This window comes from Streptomyces sp. NPDC058086 (genome assembly GCF_042885015.1).
Lineage (GTDB): Bacteria > Actinomycetota > Actinomycetes > Streptomycetales > Streptomycetaceae > Streptomyces.
In genome coordinates this window covers 41,127-60,096 of sequence record NZ_JBHVST010000021.1, presented here as the reverse complement: position 1 = coordinate 60,096, position 18,970 = coordinate 41,127, and the positions used below count along the sequence as shown (strand labels likewise).

Annotated in this window: 18 protein-coding genes; 11 read left to right on the top strand and 7 right to left on the bottom strand. The window is 71.9% G+C overall.

What is annotated here, in order from left to right:
- The first annotated feature begins 7 nt into the window (after window positions 1–7).
- The gene (locus tag ACFVWD_RS18770) at window positions 8–1,120 is read left to right on the top strand and encodes a phosphotransferase family protein (RefSeq protein ID WP_389597375.1); all 1,113 of its coding nucleotides are present in this window, start codon (window positions 8–10) and stop codon (window positions 1,118–1,120) included.
- A 13-nt stretch (window positions 1,121–1,133) separates the two neighbouring features.
- Here ACFVWD_RS18770 and ACFVWD_RS18765 read toward each other — a convergent pair whose 3' ends face one another.
- A complete protein-coding gene (locus tag ACFVWD_RS18765; protein WP_389597374.1) occupies window positions 1,134–1,571 on the bottom strand; it encodes a hypothetical protein in 438 nt (145 codons plus the stop codon).
- A gap of 267 nt (window positions 1,572–1,838) precedes the next feature.
- Here ACFVWD_RS18765 and ACFVWD_RS18760 point away from each other — a divergent pair, with 267 nt between their 5' ends.
- From ACFVWD_RS18760 to fxsA, 4 genes are all read left to right on the top strand, one after another.
- Window positions 1,839–2,279: an Lrp/AsnC family transcriptional regulator gene (locus ACFVWD_RS18760; protein ID WP_028803629.1), complete on the top strand. Its 441-nt coding sequence runs from the start codon at window positions 1,839–1,841 to the stop codon at window positions 2,277–2,279.
- Between the two features lie 47 nt (window positions 2,280–2,326).
- Window positions 2,327–3,943 (top strand): amidohydrolase, encoded by a 1,617-nt coding sequence (locus ACFVWD_RS18755; protein WP_389597373.1) that lies wholly within the window; start codon window positions 2,327–2,329, stop codon window positions 3,941–3,943.
- A gap of 539 nt (window positions 3,944–4,482) precedes the next feature.
- Entirely contained in the window at window positions 4,483–5,277 is a 795-nt protein-coding gene (locus ACFVWD_RS18750) for a polyprenol monophosphomannose synthase (protein ID WP_168489981.1), read from the top strand.
- 129 nt (window positions 5,278–5,406) lie between these two features.
- Window positions 5,407–5,976, top strand: coding sequence for an FxsA family membrane protein (gene fxsA, locus ACFVWD_RS18745; RefSeq protein WP_389597371.1), 570 nt, complete (start codon window positions 5,407–5,409; stop codon window positions 5,974–5,976).
- Between the two features lie 195 nt (window positions 5,977–6,171).
- On the opposite strand, the gene ACFVWD_RS18740 is transcribed toward fxsA, so the two are convergent.
- From ACFVWD_RS18740 to ACFVWD_RS18725, 4 genes are all read right to left on the bottom strand, one after another.
- Window positions 6,172–6,546: an RNA polymerase-binding protein RbpA gene (locus ACFVWD_RS18740; RefSeq protein WP_003977404.1), complete on the bottom strand. Its 375-nt coding sequence runs from the start codon at window positions 6,544–6,546 to the stop codon at window positions 6,172–6,174.
- A gap of 255 nt (window positions 6,547–6,801) precedes the next feature.
- Window positions 6,802–8,151, bottom strand: a complete 1,350-nt coding sequence (locus ACFVWD_RS18735) for an MFS transporter (protein WP_389597369.1) — start codon at window positions 8,149–8,151, stop codon at window positions 6,802–6,804.
- Between the two features lie 42 nt (window positions 8,152–8,193).
- Window positions 8,194–8,961: a glycerophosphodiester phosphodiesterase gene (locus ACFVWD_RS18730; protein ID WP_389597367.1), complete on the bottom strand. Its 768-nt coding sequence runs from the start codon at window positions 8,959–8,961 to the stop codon at window positions 8,194–8,196.
- Window positions 8,958–9,647, bottom strand: a complete 690-nt coding sequence (locus tag ACFVWD_RS18725) for a YitT family protein (protein ID WP_389597366.1) — start codon at window positions 9,645–9,647, stop codon at window positions 8,958–8,960. Before ACFVWD_RS18725 ends, ACFVWD_RS18730 begins: the two co-directional genes overlap by 4 nt.
- Window positions 9,648–9,782: 135 nt before the next feature.
- Here ACFVWD_RS18725 and ACFVWD_RS18720 point away from each other — a divergent pair, with 135 nt between their 5' ends.
- Entirely contained in the window at window positions 9,783–11,282 is a 1,500-nt protein-coding gene (locus tag ACFVWD_RS18720; protein WP_389597364.1) for a PLP-dependent aminotransferase family protein, read from the top strand.
- A gap of 138 nt (window positions 11,283–11,420) precedes the next feature.
- Here the strand turns inward: ACFVWD_RS18720 and ACFVWD_RS18715 are convergent, their stop codons facing one another.
- A complete protein-coding gene (locus ACFVWD_RS18715; protein WP_389597362.1) occupies window positions 11,421–12,980 on the bottom strand; it encodes a hypothetical protein in 1,560 nt (519 codons plus the stop codon).
- Between the two features lie 37 nt (window positions 12,981–13,017).
- Window positions 13,018–13,212, bottom strand: coding sequence for a hypothetical protein (locus ACFVWD_RS18710; protein WP_235455802.1), 195 nt, complete (start codon window positions 13,210–13,212; stop codon window positions 13,018–13,020).
- 358 nt (window positions 13,213–13,570) lie between these two features.
- Between ACFVWD_RS18710 and ACFVWD_RS18705 the strand changes: the two genes are divergently transcribed.
- From ACFVWD_RS18705 to ACFVWD_RS18685, 5 genes are all read left to right on the top strand, one after another.
- Window positions 13,571–13,963: an ankyrin repeat domain-containing protein gene (locus ACFVWD_RS18705; RefSeq protein ID WP_168507170.1), complete on the top strand. Its 393-nt coding sequence runs from the start codon at window positions 13,571–13,573 to the stop codon at window positions 13,961–13,963.
- 300 nt (window positions 13,964–14,263) lie between these two features.
- Complete coding sequence (locus tag ACFVWD_RS18700) at window positions 14,264–15,682, top strand: HEAT repeat domain-containing protein (RefSeq protein ID WP_389597360.1); 1,419 nt, start codon at window positions 14,264–14,266, stop codon at window positions 15,680–15,682.
- A gap of 139 nt (window positions 15,683–15,821) precedes the next feature.
- A complete protein-coding gene (locus tag ACFVWD_RS18695; RefSeq protein WP_385369981.1) occupies window positions 15,822–16,946 on the top strand; it encodes a glycosyltransferase family 4 protein in 1,125 nt (374 codons plus the stop codon).
- Window positions 16,943–18,097, top strand: a complete 1,155-nt coding sequence (locus tag ACFVWD_RS18690) for a glycosyltransferase (RefSeq protein ID WP_389597358.1) — start codon at window positions 16,943–16,945, stop codon at window positions 18,095–18,097. The genes ACFVWD_RS18695 and ACFVWD_RS18690 overlap by 4 nt, the downstream gene beginning before the upstream one ends.
- Window positions 18,094–18,951 (top strand): SGNH/GDSL hydrolase family protein, encoded by an 858-nt coding sequence (locus tag ACFVWD_RS18685; protein ID WP_389597356.1) that lies wholly within the window; start codon window positions 18,094–18,096, stop codon window positions 18,949–18,951. Before ACFVWD_RS18690 ends, ACFVWD_RS18685 begins: the two co-directional genes overlap by 4 nt.
- The last annotated feature ends 19 nt before the right edge of the window (window positions 18,952–18,970 follow it).

Here is an 18,970-nt window from a genome sequence, read left to right as displayed (position 1 = left end):
GAATGAGATGGCCACGGCACCGCGCCCGCGCACGACCACCCGCGACCCGGAGGAACTGGGCCGCCGGCTGACCGCCTGGCTCAGCGCCCGCCTCCCGGGCGCCAAGGCGGCCGACATCACCGTCCCCGAGTCCAACGGCATGTCCAGCGAGACCCTGCTCTTCGACATCGAGCACCCCGGACCGCCGCTGTCCGCCTGCGCGTTGAGGCTGGCGGCGGACCCGGCTGCGTACACCGTCTTCCCCGTCTACGACATGCCCCGCCAGTACCGCACGATGAGACTGGTCGCCGAGCGCACCGATCTCCCCGTACCGCGGGTGCTGTGGCTGGAGGAGGACCCCGGCCCGCTGGGCGCGCCGTTCTTCGTCATGGAACGGGTCGAGGGGCGCGTGCCGCCGGACGTCATGCCCTACACGTACGAGGGGAACTGGCTGCACGCGGCGAGCGACCAGGAACGCGAACGGCTGGAGGCGGCCTCGGTGGGTCTCCTCGCCCGGCTGCACGACCAGGTCCCGCCGCCGGAAGCCGCCTTCCTGACCCTCCCGGGTGCGGGCAGTCCCCTCCGTCGCCATGTCGAGGCCCAACGCGCCTACTACGCATGGGTGATTGACGGACTGTCACGCTCACCCTTGATAGAGAGCGCCTTCGACCGGCTCGACGAGCTGTGGCCGCGCGACGAGGGCGAGGCGGTGCTCAACTGGGGCGACGCGCGCATCGGGAACGTCGTCTACGACGGGTTCGCACCCGCGGCCGTCCTCGACTGGGAGATGGCGGCCCTGGCCCCGCGCGAGGTCGACCTCGGCTGGACGGTCTATCTGCACCGCTTCTTCCAGGACCTGACGGAGAGCTTCGGCCAGCGCGGACTGCCCGACTTCCTGCGCCGTGACCGCGTCGAGCGGCGCTATGCCGAACTCACTGGCCACACACCCCGGGACATGGACTTTTACACGCTGTACGCGGCACTGCGGCACGCGATCGTCATGCTGCGCGTCGCCTACCGCCAGGTGCACTTCGGCGAGGTCGCCGTACCGCCGGACCCGGACACACTGATCCTGCACCACGGCAGCCTGCGAGCCATGGTGCAGGGCAGTTACTGGGAGGGACCGGCGGCCGGTCGCTGAACGCGAGGGCCGGTCAGGCGGCCTGACGGCGCATCTCGGGGACCCGCATCGGGCGCGAGGCCGGGCCGCCGACGTGCGAGAACGGCTGCGTCCGCCAGTCGAGTCCCTGAGGGAGCGTCAACAGAAGGGCGGTGTCCTGCTCCTGAGGCTCCACCGACTCGTCGGCGGGACGGGCGTCGCCCGCCGCGCGGCCCGTGCCGGCGCAGACCGTCAGCCCGAACGGGTTCCACGGCGAGGCGCACAGCGCGTGCTCGGGCAGGCGCTCCTCGTCCGCGAGGAGCGCGATGGACTGGGCGCAGTCCGGGCAGATCACCCGGTACATCTCGAAGGTGTCGTAGGCGTCGAACTCCTCACCGTCGACGGCGTCGGGTTCGACGCCCTCCGGCTCGGGTTCGACGACCAGCTTGGGCCGCCTGGATGCGGGACGACCAGGGCGCTTAAGACTCTGCATGGGATTCTCCCCCTCGGGTGGGCCGACAAGGCGCTGCGGCCTCGACCACAGCAAGCATTTCCCGTCCCGTCTCTGCGGTAATCACGAGAACATCACGGACCCGGTTGCGGCACTGTGTCGTTCGTCACATGCCGCCCGCAGGTGCCCGGCGCGGTGGATTTGTCCACCAGGCGGTTCACAGTCAGCACTCTGCCACATCACAAAGCGGGTATGACCTGCGCCGCTGAGGTATCCGACGAGATCAAGGGCCCTGTAGGTTCTTGCGTCATGGAGGAGCTGGACCGACAGATCGTGCAGCTGCTCGTCGCAGACGGGCGGATGAGTTACACCGACCTGGGCAAGGCTACGGGCCTGTCCACGTCCGCCGTGCACCAGCGGGTGCGTCGGCTCGAACAGCGCGGTGTCATCCGCGGCTATGCCGCGGTCGTGGACCCCGAGGCCGTCGGGCTGCCCATGACCGCGTTCATCTCGGTGAAACCGTTCGACCCGAGCGCCCCCGACGACATCGCGGAACGCCTCGCCGACGTGCCCGAGATCGAGGCCTGCCACAGCGTCGCGGGCGACGAGAACTACATCCTGAAGGTACGGGTCTCGACCCCGCACGAACTGGAGGAGCTCCTCGCCCGCCTGCGCACCCTGGCAGGCGTGTCGACCCGCACGACCGTGGTGCTGTCGACGCCGTACGAGGCGCGCCCGCCCCGCATCTGACCCACCCGGGGACCGACCGCACACCGGCAGGCGCGAGACTGTTCCCCATGAGTGAGAGCACCGCCACGTCGGACACCGTGCTGTTGCGCGGTGGAGAAGTCCACAGTCCCGCCGATCCCTTCGCCACCGCGATGGTCGTCGAACGCGGACAGATCGCCTGGGTCGGCTCGGAAGGCGCAGCCGACGCCTTCGCCGACGGGGTCGCCGAGGTCGTGGACCTGGAAGGCGCACTGGTCACCCCGGCGTTCACCGACGCCCACGTCCACACCACCTCCACCGGGCTCGCGCTCACCGGCCTCGACCTGTCCGACGCGCCCTCCCTGGACGCCGCCCTCGCCCTCGTACGCGAGTTCGCCGCCGCCCGCCCCGCCGACCGGGTGCTGCTCGGCCATGGCTGGGACGCGGCCCGCTGGTCCGGCGGCCGCCCCCCGACGCGCGCCGAACTCGACGAGGCGGCAGGCGGCCGTCCGCTCTACCTCTCCCGCATCGACGTGCACTCCGCCGTGGTCACCACCGCGCTCCTGGACCTGGTCCCGGGGGTCACCGCACGAGCGGGGTACGCCGCCGACGGCCCCCTGACCCGGGATGCCCACCACGCCGTGCGCGCCGCCGCGCTCGGCGCCGTCACGCCGGCCCAGCGCACCGAGGCCCAGCGCGCCGCGCTCGCCCACGCCGCCTCGCTCGGCATCGGATCCGTGCACGAGTGCGCGGGCCCGGAGATCTCCTCCGAGGACGACTTCACCGGACTGCTGCGCCTCGCCGCCGAGGAAGTCGGCCCCCGGGTCGTCGGCTACTGGGCCGAACAGGATGTCGAAAAGGCCCGGGCGCTGGGCGCGATCGGCGCCGCGGGCGACCTCTTCGTCGACGGGTCCCTGGGTTCGTACACCGCCTGCCTGCACCAGCCGTACGCCGACGCCGACCACACCGGCACCGCCTACCTGGACGCCGCCGCCGTCTGCGCGCATGTGGTCGCCTGCACCGAGGTGGGCCTCCAGGCGGGCTTCCACGCCATCGGGGACGCCGCCGTGACCGCCGTGGTCGAGGGAGTACGCGCAGCCGCCGAGAAGGTCGGCCTGGCCCGCGTGCGCGCCGCCCGGCACCGCGTCGAGCATGCCGAGATGCTCACCCCGGAGACCATCGCCGGCTTCGCCGAACTCGGCCTCACCGCCTCCGTGCAGCCCGCCTTCGACGCGCTGTGGGGCGGCGAGGACGGCATGTACGCCCAGCGCCTGGGCGCCGAGCGGGCCCGCGCCCTCAACCCGTTCGCGGCCCTGCTGCGCACCGGTGTGCCGCTGGCCTTCGGTTCCGACAGCCCCGTCACCCCCCTCGACCCGTGGGGCACCGTGCGCGCCGCCGCGTTCCACCGCACGCCGGAGCACCGGGTCTCCGTGCGCGCCGCGTTCACGGCGCATACGCGCGGCGGGTGGCGGGCGATCGGACGGGACGACGCGGGAGTCCTGGTGCCGGGTGCGCCCGCCGACTACGCCGTGTGGCGCACCGAGGAACTGGTCGTGCAGGCCCCCGACGACCGCGTCGCCCGCTGGTCGACCGACCCTCGTTCGGGTACTCCTGGACTGCCCGATCTGAGCCCCGGCGGCGACCTGCCGGTGTGCCTGCGCACGGTCGTCGGCGGGCGGCCGGTCTTCGTACGGCCGGGCGAGTGATCTCCCGGGGTGGCGCTGCGGTGATCATCCGTCGCCGCCCCGTCGCGCGACCTGCGCATCCTCCGCGCTGACCAGGCAATTGAGGGAAAACCAGCAGGTCAGACGAGTGTTGACAGCTGGCCTCGGGGGGCCGGTAGGTTCGGCCGGGTCCACCACCGGACGTCCGACCGGAGAACTTCCACGCAGTCGCCGGAGCGCCGCTGGGTCAGGGGTGGTGTGCCGCACCGGCGCACCACCACTGGGAGCCAGGCTCAGCGCCAGTGCGACGGCGAGGGAACGTTCATGCCTGTCGGAAGGGTGTGACCCGGGTGGGGCCCGGACGTCCAGTAGACAACGGCTTTCGGTCGACCCGCAGCCAGCGGGTCCCAGGTCGGCCCGAAGGGCGCCGGGCCCCGATCCGCAGTACGGTGCTCCGGCGCGGCGGGCTCTCTCTTACCCGGCTCTTGCCGAATCGACACCCCCGTACTAACGCGCCGACGCGTCAGTGCAGGCTGCGGCCACTATGGTGGACCCCTGCGTACGGACATGAAGGGGCAGTAGTGAACGACGGCGACGGGACCCTCGCGGCAGGAGCCAAGGGGAGGCAGTTCGGCCCGCTCGGCACGGCCTTGGTGATCATCCCGACCTATAACGAGGCGGAGAACATCAAGAAGATCGTCGGCCGGGTACGAGCCTCGGTGCCCGATGCACACGTTCTCGTGGCGGACGACAACAGCCCGGACGGCACGGGCAAGCTCGCCGACGAGCTGGCCGCCGAGGACGACCATGTCCAGGTGCTGCACCGCAAGGGCAAGGAAGGCCTGGGCGCCGCGTATCTCGCGGGCTTCGCCTGGGGCATGGAGCACGGCTACGGCGTCCTCGTGGAGATGGACGCGGACGGCTCGCACCAGCCCGAGGAACTGCCCCGGCTGCTGACCGCGCTCAAGGGCGCCGACCTCGTGCTGGGGTCGCGCTGGGTGCCGGGCGGGCGGGTCGTGAACTGGCCCAAGTCCCGCGAGTTCATCTCGCGCGGCGGCAGCATGTACTCCCGGCTCATGCTCGACGTGCCGATCCGGGACGTCACCGGAGGCTTCCGCGCCTTCCGCCGCGAGACGCTCGAAGGTCTCGGACTCGGTGAAGTCGCGTCCCAGGGGTACTGCTTTCAGGTGGACCTGGCCCGGCGCGCGGTCAAGTCCGGTTTCCACGTCGTCGAGGTGCCCATCACCTTCGTCGAGCGCGAGCTCGGCGACTCCAAGATGAGCCGCGACATCCTCGTGGAGGCACTGTGGCGGGTCACCACGTGGGGCGTGGGGGAGCGGGTCGGCCGGATCACCGGCCGGAAGCGCACGTCGTAGGAGCACCTCGTGGAGTGGGGGCGGCCCGGGTGGGTCGCCCCCACTCGCACTTCGCCCTCACTTCACCCCACAGCTACGGCTGATCATCCGCTTATCCCATACTGAGCTGTGCCCAGGCACACTGGGTGCATGACGACTGGCGCACCGACTCCCACATACCCCGCGCGGCCGCGGCGATCCCGGCTGCGCACCTACCTGCCGCTCGGCATCGCCGTCTGGCTGGTGCTGGAGATCTGGCTCCTGACCGTGGTCGCGGGCGCGGCGAGCGGTTTCGCGGTCTTCCTGCTGCTGGTCGCCGGTTTCGTCCTCGGTTCCGTGGTCATCAAGCGGGCCGGCCGTCGTGCCTTCCGCAACCTCACCGAGACGCTGCAACAGCAGCAGAGCGGTGTGGCCCCCACGAGCGGGGGCGGCAACGGCAACGGGCTGATGATGCTCGGCGGTCTGCTCCTGATGATCCCCGGGCTCATCTCCGACGCGCTGGGCCTGCTCCTGCTGATCCCGCCCGTCCAGAAGGCCCTGAGCCGTTACGCCGAGCGCACCATCGACCGCAAGATCCGCGAGGCCTCGCCGGGCAGCGTCGGTGACGCCTTCCAGCAGGCCCGCATCCATCGCCCCGACGGCAAGGTCGTCCAGGGCGAGGTCATCAGGGAAGAGAACCCGGCGGCGGACCCGGGCCCGTATCCGCCACTGAACCGCTAACCGGCGCCGGCCATCGCGCCCCTTCAGGGGCGCGGGGAACTGCGCGACCAGCCCCCACCGGCCCGCGGGTGGAAACCCACGGGCTCGGGCCGGGGGCACCGCCACGCGCACAACGCACAGAGCCGCGGGCCCCGTACGACTTGCGTACGGCGCTCGCGGCTGAGTGCGTGGTATGCCGCCCAACCCCCGGAGGGGCTACGCGGACTTGCGGCTGTCCCGCGGATGCACCGCGATGTTCATCGCGCCGGAGCGCAGAACGGCCAGGCGCTCCTCGAGGACCTCTTCGAGCTCCTCTCGGGTGCGCCGCTCCATCAGCATGTCCCAATGCGTACGCGCGGGCTTGGCCTTCTTTTCCTCAGGGCCGTCGCCGTCCACCAGGAGTGCCTGGGCCCCGCAGACCTTGCACTCCCACTCCGGCGGAATCTCCGCCTCGACCGAGAAGGGCATCTCAAACCGATGCCCCTTCTCGCATGCGTACTCCACGGCCTGGCGCGGGGCCAGGTCGATGCCGCGGTCCGTCTCGTAGCTGGTCACCACGAGGCGCGTGCCGCGAAGAGCTCGCTCACTCATGAATCGTGCCTCCCGGGCTTGTCGCCCACAGGACAGGTGTCGCTGTCGTCGTCATCCGGTCAACGTCCGGTCGGCGGTAAAGATTCCCGTTCCGGGTCATGCGTCGCCGTCGTAGCCGCCCCTTGTTGTACCCACCGGCGCCCGGTTTGTCACATCTGGCAGCAGATGTCACCCAACGCTTCAGTATCTTTGACGCGCAGTAACGGTACGCCTGGCAGGCCAAACGCGTACACTACCGGCCTTTGGCCTCAGGTGCTAAATCGTGTCCGGTACGGGATTACCCGCGTCGTGCACGGCCTGCCGCACCGGAACCCTCGCCAGCAGCACGAATCCGATGACGAAGAAGGCCACGAGCGAGATGATCGCGTCCCGATAACTTCCCGTCAGCTGGTAGGTCAAACCGAACAGAAGCGGGCCGAGCCAGCTCATCCCCCGGTCGCTCATCTCGTACGCGGAGAAGTACTCGGCCTCCTTCCCGCTCGGAACCAGATGGGAGAACAGTGAGCGCGAGAGCGCCTGGCTGCCGCCCAGGACCAGGCCGATGCCGGCGGCCAGGACGAAGAACCAGACAGGCGCGCCCGCCGGCAGGAAGTACCCGGCGCCCAGCGTCACGGTCCAGGCGACGAGCGAGCCGAGGATCGTGCGCTTCGCGCCGTACGTCCGTGCGAGCCGTCCCATCCCCAGGGCGCCCCCGACCGCGAGCACCTGCACCAGCAGCACGGCGACGATCAGGGTGGACTGGCTCAGGCCCAGCTCCTCCGATCCGTACACCGACGCCTGCGAGATGACCGTCTGGATGCCGTCGTTGTAGACGAGGTAGGCGAACAGGAAGGCGAGGGTGAGTGGTTTGCCCCGCATGTCGCGAACGGTGGCCGCCAGTTGCCGCCATCCGTGTCCCGACGCCTGACCCGCGGATGCCGTGGGCCGGTCGCGCAGCCGCTTCAGCGGCACGAGGGTGAAGGCACCCCACCAGACGCCCGCCGAGGCCAGACAGATGCGGACGGCCGTCGACTCGGAGACACCGAAGGAGTCGTGGGCCGAGTACAGGACCAGGTTCACGACCAGCATGAGCGAGCCGGCCGCGTAGCCGAAGGCCCAGCCGCGGGACGAGACCGCGTCACGTTCCTCGGGCGGGGCGATCTGCGGCAGGTAGGAGTTGTACAGCACCATCGACACGGCCACCGAGGCATTGGCGACGATCAGCAGCAGACCGCCGAGCAGATAGCGGTCGCCGTCCAGGAAGAACATGCCCGTGGTGGCCGTGGCGCCGAGATAGGCGCAGAGCGCGAGCAGGGGCTTCTTGCGGCCGGTGCGGTCGGCGGCCGCGCCCGCCATCGGCATCACGAAGATCGACAGAATGACGGACGCCGAGACCGAGTAGGCGAAGAAGGAGCCGGCGCGGACCGGGATGCCCAGCGGATGGACGAAGCCGTCCGCGTCCGCCGCGTGTTTGGCGACGGACGTGAGATAGGGGCCCAGGAACACGGTGAGCACGGTCGTCGAGTAGACGGAGCACGCCCAGTCGTAGAAGTACCAGCCGCGCTGCTCGCGCCGCCGTTCGGTGACCTCGTCGGTCTCCTGTGCCCGCACGGTTTCGGTGCCCACCCGTGCCCCTCGCTTCCCGCTGAACGGACCGCGCGAGAGGGCTCAGACCCAGGTGCCCCGGTCCTCCAGGACCCTGCGCAGCGTGTCGATGTGATCGGTCATGATGCCATCGACGCCCAGGTCCAGGAGCCGGTGCATCCGATCGGGTTCGTTGACCGTCCACACGTGGACCTGCAGGCCGCGCGCGTGGGCGGCGCGCACGAAGCGCCGGTCGACCACCGGCACGCCCGACTGGGACTCGGGTACCTGGGCGGCGATCGCCGAGTCGCGGAGCGCGGCCGGGATGCCGTACGAGCGTAGCCGCAGCCCCAGGACCCCCTTGGTGCCGTACGAGGTCGCCAGACGAGGTCCGGCCAGACGCTGGGCGCGGAAGACCCGCGCCTCGGAGAACGAGCCGACACAGACGCGGTCCCAGGCGTCCAGGCGGCCGATGAGGTTCAGCAGGGGGTGGAGGGCGGGCTCGGCCTTGACGTCGACGTTCCAGCGGACGTCGGGGAAGGTTTCGAGGAGTTCCTCGAAGAGGGGGACCGGTTCCTTGCCCGCCACGCGCGCGTGGCGCACGTCCTCCCAGGGGAGGTCCGCGATCCGGCCCGCGCCGTCCGTCACCCGGTCCAGGGTCACGTCGTGGAAGGCGACGAGCTTGCCGTCCGACGTCGCGTGCACATCCGTCTCGATGTAGCGGTAGCCCGCTTCCACCGCGCGGCGGAACTGGGCGACGGTGTTCTCCAGGCCGTCCGCCGCGCCGCCCCGGTGGGCGAAGGGGATCGGACCGGGGTGGTCGAGGTACGGGTGGCGTATGCGCGGGCTCACCCTGGAAGTATCGCTCGCTCCGGTTGACCGGCGGCAACGACGGTGCTGCCGCCCGGTGCCGGGCGGACGGCGAACACACGCAGGAAGAGCTGGGCGAGCGGCCCGATCGCCACGGCGTACAGCACCGTGCCGATGCCGACCGTGCCGCCGAGCGCGAATCCGGTCGCGACGACCGCCACCTCCAGGACCGTGCGCACCAGCCGCACCGAGCGCCCGGTACGCCGGTGCAGGCCCGTCATCAGACCGTCACGGGGACCAGGGCCGAAGCTGGCCGAGATGTAGAGGCCCGTCGCCACGCCGTTCAGCACGATGCCCGCCACGAGCAGCGGAATCCGTACGGCCAAGGTGTGGGCGTCCGGCACCAGGGCGAGGGTGCCGTCCATGGCGATACCGACCACGAACACGTTGGAGACCGTGCCGAGGCCCGGGCGCTGGCGCAGCGGGATCCACAGGAGCAGCACCGCCGCGCCCACGAAGATCGACACCACGCCGATCGTCAGACCCGTCAGTTCGGCGAGCCCCTGGTGCAGCACGTTCCAGGGCTCCAGGCCGAGGCCCGACTCCACCAGCAGGGCCGAACTCGCGCCGTACAGCGCGAGGCCCACGTACAGCTGGGCGAGACGACGAGGAAGCCGTCGCCCGGATCCCTTGTGTTCCCGGTGTGGGGAGTCGGCGTGTGTGGACAAGAGGTGCCCCCTGTGGTGATGACCTGTGATGGCCCGTGATGACCCGCGGTGGTGATAGTGGCCTGGCTCGTGACATTCTGTGGCCTGAAGGAAGGCGCCATCCAAGGCCAATCCGAGGAAGGTGGACTGGGAATCATGACGCAGTGGACTTCGGCGATGGGTGCCGCGCAGCTCGCCCGGCTGCTCAACTCCCAGCAGGAGCGCCCCGCGGGGCCCGGCACCCGCCGTCCGCCCGCCTATCGCGCACTCGCCGACGGCATCCGGCTGCTCGTCCTCGAAGGCCGGGTTCCGGTCGCCGCGCGGCTGCCCGCCGAGCGGGAGCTCGCGCTGTCCCTCTCTGTCAGCCGTACGACGGTCGCCGCGGCCTACGAGGCGCTGCGCGGCGAAGGGTTCCTGGAGTCCCGCAGGGGAGCGGGCAGTTGGACCGCCGTCCCCGCCGGGAACCCGCTGCCCGCGCGCGGCCTCGAACCGCTGCCGCCCGAGGCCCTCGGCTCCATGATCGACCTCGGCTGCGCGTCACTCCCCGCCCCGGAGCCCTGGCTCACCCGTGCCGTGCAGGGCGCCCTGGAGGAGCTGCCACCGTACGCGCACACGCACGGCGACTATCCGGCGGGGCTGCCCGCGCTGCGCGCGATGATTGCCGAGGGGTATACCGCGCGCGGCATTCCGACCATGCCCGAGCAGATCATGGTGACGACCGGCGCGATGGGGGCCATCGACGCCATCTGTCATCTCTTCGCCGGGCGCGGCGAACGCATCGCCGTCGAGTCCCCCTCCTACGCCAACATCCTCCAGCTGATGCGGGAGGCGGGCGCCCGGCTCGTCCCCGTCGCCATGGCCGAGGGGCTCGCCGGATGGGACGTGGAGCGTTGGCGCCAGGTCCTGCGCGACGCCGCGCCCCGGCTCGCATACGTCGTCGCCGACTTCCACAACCCGACGGGAGCCCTCGCGGACGAGGACCAGCGGCGCCGCCTGGTGGACGCGGCGCGGTCCGCGGGGACCGTACTGGTGGTCGACGAAACGATGAGCGAGCTGTATTTGGAGGAGGGGCTGTCGATGCCCCGCCCCGTGTGCGGCTTCGACCCCTCCGGGTCCACGGTCATCACCGTGGGGTCGGCCAGCAAGGCGTTCTGGGCGGGGATGCGGATCGGGTGGGTCCGTGCGGCCCCCGATGTCATCCGCAGCCTCGTCGCCGCGCGTGCGTACGCCGACCTCGGAACGCCGGTGCTGGAGCAGTTGGCCGTGAACTGGCTGTTCAGCACCGGGGGATGGGAGCGGGCGGTGGAGATCCGGCGTGCGCAGGCCCGGGAGAACCGGGACGCGCTCGTCGCCGCGGTGCGCCGTGAGCTGCCGGACTGGGAGTTCGTCGTTCCGCGGGGCGGGCTGACGCTGTGGGTGCGCACCGGCGGGCTGTCCGGCTCGCGGATCGCCGAGGTGGGCGAACGGGTGGGGGTACGGGTGCCCTCCGGGCCGCGGTTCGGGGTCGACGGCGCCTTCGAAGGGTATGTGCGGCTGCCGTTCACCGTGGGGGGTGCGGTGGCCGAGGAGGCGGCGGTCCGGTTGGCCGCGGCGGCGCACTTGGTGAAAGCGGGCGCGACCGGGGGCAACGAAACCCCCCGCACGTTCGTGGCCTAGCAGCCGACCGGACCCCGGGTGGGTTCGTCGGCCGCGGGCCGGTGGGGGCCCGTGCCGCCGCCCCCGCCCAGGGGTGCGGGGAACTGCGCGACCAGCCCCCACTCACCCGCAGCCGAACTCCACAACCGGGGAGCCCGCTCAGCCCTCCGCCACCGCGGCCTCCACAGGGACCGGGTCCGCCTCCGCCGGAGTCGTGCGTTCCGGCAGCAGGTCGAGGACGGCGCGTCGATGGGTCTCGCTGGTGGCGTCGTCGTAGGGGTCCGGCGTAGCCGGAACCTGGAGGCGCAGGACGGGACCCGTGCCCAGCCGGGCGTACCCGCGGCCGGGGGGCACATCCCGCGTAGGAGTGGTGTGCGGCGGCGCGCCGAGGACGGCTTCCAGCTGGACCGGAGACGCCGGACCGAGGACCACGCGCGCGCGGGTGTGCTGCTGCACGGCCTCGCTGAGCGCCTCTAGATCCTCGAACTGCTCGGCGATGACGACCGTGACGCCCGCCGCGCGCCCGTGCCGGAGCGGGACCTGAAGGAGTGCCTGGGGATCGTTGCGGCCGTCGGCGGCGGCGAAGTGGCCGAGCGCGCTCGGCCGGTCGAGCAGGATCCACAGGGGGTTCTTGGTGTCGTCGGGGGCGGGGTGCCCCGCCTGCCGCGCACGGTTGGCGGAGATCAGCCGCCGCTCCGTCTCGTTCGCGGCCCACTCCAGACTCGCGAGCGCCCCGGCGAGGCCGGACTCGACGGCGAGGACGCCGGCCCGGCCGGTCAGGCACGCGTACTCGCCGGTGCCGCCGCCCTCGACGATGACGACATCGCCGTACTGAAGGGCCTGGAGCGCGATGGAGCGCACGAGCGTGGTCGTGCCGCTGCCGGGATCGCCGGCGATCAGCAGATGCGGCTCGGTGGAGCGGATGCCGGTGCGCCAGACGACCGGGGGAACGTCGCGCTGTTCCTCACCGTAGGTGAGGGGGAGGGTGCGCTGGACGTCGGCCGGGCCGGTGAAGCCAAGGACCGTCTCGCCGGGTGAGGTGACGAATCGCTGGGCGGCGATGTCGGTGGGGAGCGGCGGGAGGACGGTGACGGTGAGCTCGTTGCCCTCCTCGTCCCAGTCGAAGTGGTACTCGCGACCGCGGCCCGACTTGGCGTGCAGAAGCTGCTCGATCCGGGTCCGGGACTCCGCCTCGCCGTCCGTGAAGTACGCCGGGTAGCGGATGAGCAGCCGGGACACGCGCCCGTCGTCGTCGAAGTCGTGCGTGGGGAAGGCCTTCTCCCAGTCGCCGCCGTGGGCGTACAGAGGGGCCGGGTCCTCGGCCACGGAGAAGTACGGGACGAGGGCGTCGTACAACGACTGGAGCCGTTGGATCTGCGCTTCGTCGGGGCCCGTGGGCTCCGACGAGACCGGCTGGCGGCCTGTCCACGCTGCCGCCGCCATCAGGGTGATGGCGGCGAGCAGCGGTCCGTACGGCACCAGCGCCACGACCAGGATCACCGAGGCCACCAGGAACAGCAGCGGCCCGCGCCGGTCCTTGGGGGTGGCGGCCCACTTGCGCCCGCCGGCGGCTGCCAGCCGGCGCAGTCCACGGGTGACCGTGATCAGTGGGTGGAGGACGTCGGTGGCGCTGTCGGCTGCCGTTCGGGCCAGCTCCCGGCTTCGGGCGATCTGTGCGCTGCCGTTGCTGAGGATGCGGGGGAGAGGGCGCCGGGCCACTGCTGTCTCCTGAAGGTGCGTGCGATGGGCAGGGACGTCAGAACTTGATCCCGCCGAGGAGGCTCGCCAGGCTCTCCCCGCCCGCCTTGATGCTCGGCGCGATGGCCGTGCTGGCGAGGTAGAAGCCGAAGAGCGAGGACACACAGGCGTGCGACGCCTTGAGTCCGTCCTTGCGGAAGAAAAGGAAGACGATGATGCCGAGCAGGACGACGCCTGACATGGACAGAATCATTTGTGCTCTCCTGGTTCGCGGGGACAGTCACCATGAGTACTTCCAGGATCACAGGATGTATCCATACGATAAAAGGTGCAACTGAGTGAAATTCGGTCGATTTCATTCAGTCGGCGGAGTCGTTCCGGGCCTCCTGGGCAGGTTTGTTGCCCCTGTCGGCTCTCGGGTGGCTTGTGGTGATCTTTGCCTCGGATGGCGCCGGTGATGTGCCGCCGGAGCCAGTACGCTGGCGAATCACCCGTACGGCGGCACACTTCGCTGTCGTACGGACCTGCGCATGACAGTCCATCGCTGTCGTACGCTCCCGCAGTCCCCCATGACGTAGCTGTCGTTGTCCTTGTGAGAGGTGGTCCGGCCGATGAGTGAAGCCCCCGACCCCGAAGTCGTGGAGCTGGCGACCAAGATCTTCGATCTGGCGCGCCGAGGGGAGACCGAGGCGCTCGTGGCGTACGTCGACGCGGGTGTTCCGGCCAACCTCACCAACGACCGCGGTGACTCGCTGGTGATGCTCGCCGCCTACCACGGCCACGCCGAGGCGGTGAGCGCACTGCTGGAGCGCGGCGCCGAGGCCGACCGGATCAACGACCGCGGCCAGACCCCCCTCGCGGGGGCCGTCTTCAAGGGTGAGGCGGCGGTCATCCGCGCGCTTCTGGACGGCGGCGCCGACCCGGCCGCGGGCACCCCCTCGGCCGTCGACACCGCCCGGATGTTCGGCAAGACCGAGCTCCTCGAATTGTTCGGCGCGCGCTGATCCGTCCGCGCTGACCAGCTACAACACCGAAAACGGGGGAGGCGGTACGGGGCCGCCGGAAATACGGTCGCGGCAAGAAGAACTGCCGAGTCATCATGACGTCGTGATTCACGGACGCGATGGCTGGGCAGGTGTTGCCGCACCGCGCGGGCCGTGACGCGGCCCGTATGGGCCACCGACGAGAGGCAGAGGAAGATGGTCTACAGCAAGCAAGAAACGGCGGGCGCTCCGACGTGTTGTCACGCGGCCAGGTAATGCAGGATCCCGGTTGCGTCGACGCTTGATGTGAGGCTGTTTCCCATGTTCGATCCGGTCATAGCGCCCAGCGGTACGCTGCTCGGCCTGCTCCAGAGGGGCCGCGGCGACGGTACGCTGCACGCGCTCACCGCACCGCGCGCCGAAGCGCTCGCGGCACTGAACCACTGTGTGCTGCGCGACCCCCGCCACGACTGGCAGGTGGAGAACCGCTCCCTGTACTACGCCCGTCTCTACCTCGATCTGAGCGGTGAGCTCGACGAGATCGAGCGGCACCTCTTCGACGCCGAGGACATCCTCGACGACTGCGAGTCACGCACGGGGCTCGCCCTCGCGGTCCTCGGCCACCTCGCCTCGTACGGCAGGCGGGACGCCCTGGAACTGCTGCGCAGGTACGCCGCCTCGGGCACCAACTGGGCCTGGGCCCTGGACGAGCTGGCCCTGCGCGACGACGACGCGGGTCTGCGTGCCCTCGCCGTGCCCGTCCTCGCCCGCTTCCCAGCCGATCCGGAGGGCGAGGCAGCGCTCGTCGCCCAGGTGCGCGACGCCTTCGAGCCCCGGCCCTGGCGGCTGTGGGCGGACGACTCCCGCGAATCCATCGCCGTGCGTGTGCGGGCCGCCCAGGAACAGGGCTCCTTCGACCGATGGCAACGGCAACTGCGCCCCACCGGACCACGTCCGGGGTGGAGCGTGCGGGCCGTGTTCGAGTGGGCCCAGCAGGGCCTCGACCGCGGAGCCGCACTCCATGTGCCGGCCGCGCGCTGCCTCACGGCCGTCGCGGGACCCGAGGACCGGCCCGAGATTCTCCAGGCCGCCCGGGACGGTGGCGACGGAGCCCGCTGCACCGCCTTGCGCTACCTCGCCGACAGCAACGATCCGGACGCGCTCGATCTGATCGAGGCCGCCGCGACCGGCGGCACGGCGACCGTCGGGGAGGCCGCCGTCGACGCGTTCGAACGCATGCGCAGTGTCGCCGCCGTCGACCGGGCCCGACGGTGGGCCGGGCGGCCCGACGCCCTCGGCGCCGCCGCGGGACGGATGCTCGCCTGCCGGGGCGGCACCAAGGACAGCGAACTGGTGCTGGGCGCCCTGCGTGAGGCCGTACGCGGCGAAGGCCCCGACGCACCCACACTCTGGACCCTCGTCGACGGAGCCGGACGCCTCGGCATTGTCTGCGCCGCACCCGTACTGCGCCATGTCTACCGGGAGACGGCGTCGTCCCATCTGCGCGGGCGAGCCGCCCGCGCCCTCGCCGCCACCGACCCCTCCTTCCCCGCCGGCTTCGCCGTCGAGTGCCTGTGGGACTGCGAGGAGTCGACCCGCGAGGTGGCCGCTCGACACGCCGAAACCGGTGACGCGCGCGTGGTCGATCAGTTGCGGCGGCTGGCGTCGGATCCGGCCGAAGAAGCGGAAGTACAGACAGCCGTACGCAGCCGGATCGGGCCCGACGCACCCGCGGTATGAACACGAAGTGACTCGCGGGTCAGGAGGATGTGGCCGCGCGCCGACCTGGAAAAGCGTGCAGTACAACGCTCACGGGGCGTTCCTCGGCAGGAAAGATCCACGTTGACGCGGCCACGTCCAGCACGGCGACAACACGGGTATGCGTGTCGTCATCGTGACCGAATCCTTTCCCCCCGATGTGAACGGCGTGGCCCACTGCGCGCTCCAGACCGCCCGGCACCTCGTCGATCGCGGTCACGCTCCCCTCGTCGTCGCCCCGGCCACGGCGGCCGGGCACGGGCCCGACGCCCTCGCGCCGTGCCCCGTCGTCCGTGTCCCCTCCCTACCGCTCCCCGGCTACCCCCAGGTCCGCGTCGCCCTCCCCAGCCGACGCGTCGCCGCCGCGATCACCGAACACCGCGCCGACATCGTCCACCTGGCCAGCCCCTTCATCCTCGGCGTCCGCGGCATGGCGGCCGCCGCCCGGCTCGGCGTCCCCGCCGTCGCCGTCTACCAGACCGACCTCGCCGGTTACGCCCGTACGTACGTGGGCGCGGGCGAAGCCACCGCCTGGCGGCGCATACGCTCCGTCCACGCCGCCGCCGACCGGACGCTCGCCCCGTCCAGCGCGGCCCTGCACGACCTGGAGGCACACGGTGTGCCCCGGGTGCGGCTGTGGCCGCGCGGCGTGGACACCGTCCGCTTCCGCCCCGAGCACCGGGACGAGGCCCTCAGGCGCGAACTGGCGCCGAACGGCGAGCTGATCGTCGGCTACGTCGGCCGGCTCGCCCCCGAGAAGCAGGTCGAACTGCTCGCCGGAGCCTGCGGCCTGGAAGGCGTACGCGTCGTGATCGTGGGCGACGGGCCCAGCGAGACGACCCTGCGCGAGGCGCTTCCCGGCGCTGTCTTCCTCGGGCGTCGCACCGGCGACGAACTCGCCCGGATCTTCGCCTCCCTGGACGTCTTCGCGCACACCGGCCCCTTCGAGACCTTCTGCCAGACGGTCCAGGAGGCCATGGCCAGCGGCGTACCGGTCGTCGCACCCGCCGCGGGCGGACCGCTGGACCTGGTCGCACACGGCCGTACGGGGCTGCTGGTGCCGCCCCGCGACGGGGACGCCGTACGCGACGCGGTGTGGGCGCTCGCCGTCGATCCGGCCCTCCGGGCGGCGTACGGCGCCGCCGGGCGGGCCACCGTCGAGGGCCGCACCTGGGCGGCGGTCGGCGACCAGCTCATCGACCACTACGCCGACGTGCTCTCCGCGCGGACGGTGGTGGCGGCATGAGCCTGCGCATCGTACGGCTGGCCAACTTCGTCGCCCCCGCGTCGGGCGGTCTGCGCACCGCCCTGCGGGAGCTCGGCAGCGGCTACCTGGCCGCCGGACACGAGCCCGTGCTCATCGTCCCCGGCGAGCGTGCCACCGACCGCGCGACCGAGCAGGGGCGGGTCATCACGCTGCCCGGTCCGCTGCTGCCCGGAACCGGCGGCTATCGCGTACTCACGGACAAGCGGCGGGTCGCCCGCCTCCTGGAGTCGCTCGCGCCCGACCGCCTCGAAGTCTCCGACCGGACCACCCTGCGCTGGACCGGGGTCTGGGCGCGGCGCGCCCGGGTGCCCGCGGTCATGGTCTCCCACGAGACCGCCGACGGCGTGCTGCGGACCTGGGGGCTCTCCGAGGGAATGGCCCGCAAGGCCGCCGACGCCCTCAACATCCGTACGGCGCACACCTACGCGCGGGTCGTGTGCACCACGGAGTTCGCGGAGCGCGAGTTCGTCCGCATCGGGGCCCGCAATGTCGTACGAGCCCCACTGGGCGTCGACCTGGTCGGCCGGCACCCCGGGCTGCGCGATCTCGGGGTGCGCGAGCGGTACGCGCGCGCTGACGAGGTGCTGCTCGTGATGTGCTCCCGGCTGTCCGTCGAGAAGCGGCCCGGTACGGCGCTCGACGCGCTGGAGGCGCTGCTGCGGCGCGGCGAGCGTGCCGTGCTCGTCGTCGCCGGGGACGGGCCGCTGCGGGCCAGGCTCGAACAGCGGGCCCGGGAGCGGCGGCTGCCCGTCACCTTCCTCGGACATGTCGCCGACCGCGCGCTGCTCGGCGCGTTGCAGGCCTCCGCCGACGTGTGCCTGGCACCGGGGCCCGCCGAGACGTTCGGGCTGGCCGCTCTGGAGGCGATGGCCTGCGGTACGCCCGTGGTGGCCAGCGCGGTGTCGGCCCTGCCGGAGGTGGTCGGGTCCGCCGGAGCCACCGCCGCGGACAGCGGGGACTCCTTCGCGGACGCGGTACGCCTGCTCCTGGGACGCGCCGAGGCCGCGCGCAGGGAAGCCGCACGCGCGCGTGCGGAGTGTTTCGGCTGGGGCACCGCCGTGGAGGCGTTCCTCGCCGCGCACGACGCGGTGGTCGAGTCCCGGCCCCGCCTCCAGGAGGGCGTCGGATGAGACCCCTTCGGTTCGTCGCCCTCGGTGACTCGCTGACCGAGGGCGTCGGCGACCCCGTCGGCGAGGCCTGGCGGGGCTGGGCCGCGCTGCTCGTCGACGGGCTGTCCGACGGCCAGGAGACGTCCGTGGAGTTCACCAACCTCGCGGTGAGCGGGGCCCAGACGCGCGACGTCCTGGAACGGCAGACCCTGGCGGCGCTGGCCCTGAGTCCGGACGTGGTGTCCGTCGTGATCGGTGTGAACGACACCCTTCGCTGCACCTTCGACATCCACGCCGTGGCCGCGCGGCTCGACCGGGTGTACGCGGCGTTCCGGGCCCAGGACTCCGTCCTGCTGACCGCCTGCCTGCCGGATCCCGGCGCGATGCTCGGGCTGCCGGGGGTGCTGGCCCGGCCCCTGGCCCGGCGGCAGCGGGCCGTCAACACGGTCGTGCACGCACTGTCCGAGCGCCATGGAGCCGTGCATCTGCACGCGGCGGAGGGCGCCTGGCTGACGGACCGCGCGATGTGGAGCGCGGACCGGCTGCACCCGGGGGAGCGGGGGCACCGACAACTCGCCCTGCGTTTCCACGCGTTGCTCGAACAGGAGGGCATCGCCACCGGAGACACCCCCTCGGCCGACCCGGAGTTCCCCGCGCCCACACGGTCGGCCAGTCTGTGGTGGCTGGCCACCGCGGGGACGGGGTGGGTGGCCCGGCGGTGCACCGACCTGCTGCCTCAACTGCTCACCCTGGCCGCCGCCGAGGTGCGCCACCGGGCGCGCGGCACCAGCGCCCGGCTCGACCTCAGCGCCTCGCACGCCGTGGCGTCCGCGCTGGCCGCCCTGTCGGTGGCGGAGCAGCCGGACGCGGCATGACGGTTCGAGGCGGTGGGCC